Origin of the sequence: Streptomyces sp. NPDC002055, assembly GCF_040296705.1 — a bacterium.
Lineage (GTDB): Bacteria > Actinomycetota > Actinomycetes > Streptomycetales > Streptomycetaceae > Streptomyces.
In genome coordinates, this window is sequence record NZ_JBEOXS010000140.1 from 1 (window position 1) to 2,470 (window position 2,470).

Annotated in this window: 4 protein-coding genes and 1 tRNA gene; 2 read left to right on the plus strand and 3 right to left on the minus strand. The window is 34.9% G+C overall.

Annotated elements, in window-relative coordinates:
- Nucleotides 1-127 precede the first annotated feature (127 nt).
- A tRNA-Arg gene (locus tag ABT112_RS34985) sits at nt 128-201 on the plus strand.
- Nucleotides 202-280: 79 nt separating this feature from the next.
- Here the strand turns inward: ABT112_RS34985 and ABT112_RS34990 are convergent.
- Entirely contained in the window at nt 281-1,414 is a 1,134-nt protein-coding gene (locus ABT112_RS34990) for a site-specific integrase (protein ID WP_143459886.1), read from the minus strand.
- Between the two features lie 119 nt (nt 1,415-1,533).
- Nucleotides 1,534-1,707, minus strand: coding sequence for an SHOCT domain-containing protein (locus ABT112_RS34995; RefSeq protein ID WP_351515812.1), 174 nt, complete (start codon nt 1,705-1,707; stop codon nt 1,534-1,536).
- Here ABT112_RS34995 and ABT112_RS35000 point away from each other — a divergent pair.
- Entirely contained in the window at nt 1,693-2,004 is a 312-nt protein-coding gene (locus tag ABT112_RS35000; protein WP_351515814.1) for a histidine phosphatase family protein, read from the plus strand. The genes ABT112_RS34995 and ABT112_RS35000 overlap by 15 nt on opposite strands.
- Before the next feature lie 94 nt (nt 2,005-2,098).
- Here the strand turns inward: ABT112_RS35000 and ABT112_RS35005 are convergent.
- On the minus strand, nt 2,099-2,470 hold a 372-nt coding region (locus tag ABT112_RS35005; protein ID WP_351515813.1), incomplete at its 5' end, for a PhoU domain-containing protein.

Consider the following 2,470-nt stretch of genomic DNA (forward strand, 5'->3'; position numbering starts at 1 on the left):
CGCGCCGCCGGGCTCCTGCCCGCTGTCGTCCCCCGAGCCGCCCGAGCCCGCCCGAGTGCCGCGCCCCGCGGCGCCGTCCCCCGCACCGCCGGGCTTTAGCTTAAAAATTTACTGACAGAAATAATTTGGTCCGATAGCTCAGCTGGATAGAGCATTCGCCTTCTAAGCGAACGGTCGAGGGTTCGAATCCCCCTCGGATCATGGTGCCAAACCTCGCCTTGCCTTCGTAGCAAGGCTTTTTTGTTGCTCTTTTTATGATTTGTGCCAAATTTGTGCCAAATCACTTATTGTTTATTTCACTAAAGATTTTTTTGATATTCTCATTATCTTTTTCTTCAAGCTCTTTTAGGATATGGGAATATACTGACATCGTCACATTCAAGCTGCTATGACCGAGCCTTTTAGAAACATATAAAATATTAATTCCCTTATAAAGCATTGTAGAGGCATGAGTATGTCTTAATCCATGACAAGTAATTGTTTTTTCAAATCCCAATTTTTTACACATATTTCTTAGCTGTTTATTGAGTGAATTATTAGTTATCAATCCATTCTTGATATTGTAGAATACAAAAGGGTGTTCTGGCTCAATTTCGAGCCGTTTTAAGAGTTTTTCTTGCTGTTCCTTATAATTTATCATGACTTGCATAGTCGAGCTGTCAATGGCTAAAAAACGTACAGACTGGTCATTCTTAGTTGGTGCAAAATTATTTTTATAAATATCCCAAGTTCTTTTTACGTATATTTGTCCTTTTTCAAAGTCCACATTATCCCATGTCAATCCCAAAAGCTCACTAAATCGCATACCAGTCATGGCAGCAATGTATATCATGAACGATGAGGAGTAAATAGGATTTATTTTTTCTTTAGCAAATGCAATTAATTTTGTAAAATCTTGAAAATCTAAATATTTTAGTTCGGCACTTTTGGTGCCTTTACCACCTTTAGAGATTGCTCCTTTTGTAAAATCATTTTTTATAATAAAATCATCAAGTAAATTTTCTAAGCTTGCTCTTACATGAACATTAATTTGTTTCACAGATGAATCGGAATGACCTTCAGCAAATTCATTTAACATCTCTTGATATTTCACACGATTCATTGTTTTAATAGTTGCTGTTGAAAAGTGCTTTTTTAGAACAGATAGTGTGTACAAATACTTTCTGTAAGTTCCGTCAGATACTTTACCTTTTTTGAATATTTCTATCCATTGCTTGAAATGGTCAGTGAGTAATATATCTTGACTGACAGTATAAAAACCTTTGGCTAGGTTAGCTTCAATTTCACCAGCTTCTGAAATCGCATCGGCCTTTTTAGGAAAGCCACTCTTTCTAAGTTTTTTATATTTACCGTCAGTATCTTTATAAGATATTTCGTATTGCCAGACTTTACCTCGTTTTATATATCTTGCCATTGTTGCTTTTTATACCTCATTTCTGATAAAATGGTATAGTAAAAAGCTTGTTAAAAGCCTTTATACTATTTTATAGTTTAAAACCGCCCCTCGTCGCCAAACTTGGGCGGTTTTTTATTTTATTTAAGCAACTTTGCTTTTTGAATTTCAAATTCTTCTTGAGAAATAGCACCTGAATCAAGTAATTCTTTAAATTTCTTTAATTCATCAGCTATACTGGTAGTTGATGAATTAATTTGCATTGATTTTGAATAAATCTTTGAATTAGTATTGACCTGATTAATGAACTTCATGCTAAGCAACAATGGAATGATTTTGATTATAAATTTGCTGACGGAGAATCCTTACGTGAAGTTCAAAATCGTAATATTTCAGCCCTTGAACAGATTTTAACAACTTCTAAAAATCAAAAAGTTGCAATCGGAACACATGGTACTTCTCTTTCTACCATTTTAAATTTTTATCAACCAGACTTTCAGTTTCAAGATTTTCAATCTTTAGCTGGAAAGATGCCCTATGTCATCAAAATGGACTTTGCTGAAAATAAATATCTGACCCACCAAGTCATTGAAATTGATTATGAGCAATAAAAAAAGTTACTGACAGAACTGCCAGGATATTCGTAATGTACTAAAGTACAAACGACTGTCCTATGACAGCAATTCTTGTCAGTAACTTTTTATTTTATAGTTCAATAATGTTTCCAGAATTCAAGTAAACAATCCACTCACAGAGATTGACCGCATAACCGGTAATTCGTTCTAAGTAAACCAGTGTCAACAAGTATTCTTTACCTGTTGTTACTGTTTCAGAGTTTTCTTTCATTCCGTCAAGAATTTTTTCTTGAATTTCATGACTCATACTTTTGATGACATATTGTTGTTCAGCAATTTCATGAGCCCGTTTATCATTGCCTTGAATATAAGCATTGAGTGAAGCATCAACGATAGATTTAACTTTTTCACCGAGTAAGCTAATATCTTCTTCAACCACGTGAATTCTTTCTTCACCTTTAAGTGAAATGGTTGCCTTAGCAATAGATGCAACGTGGTCACC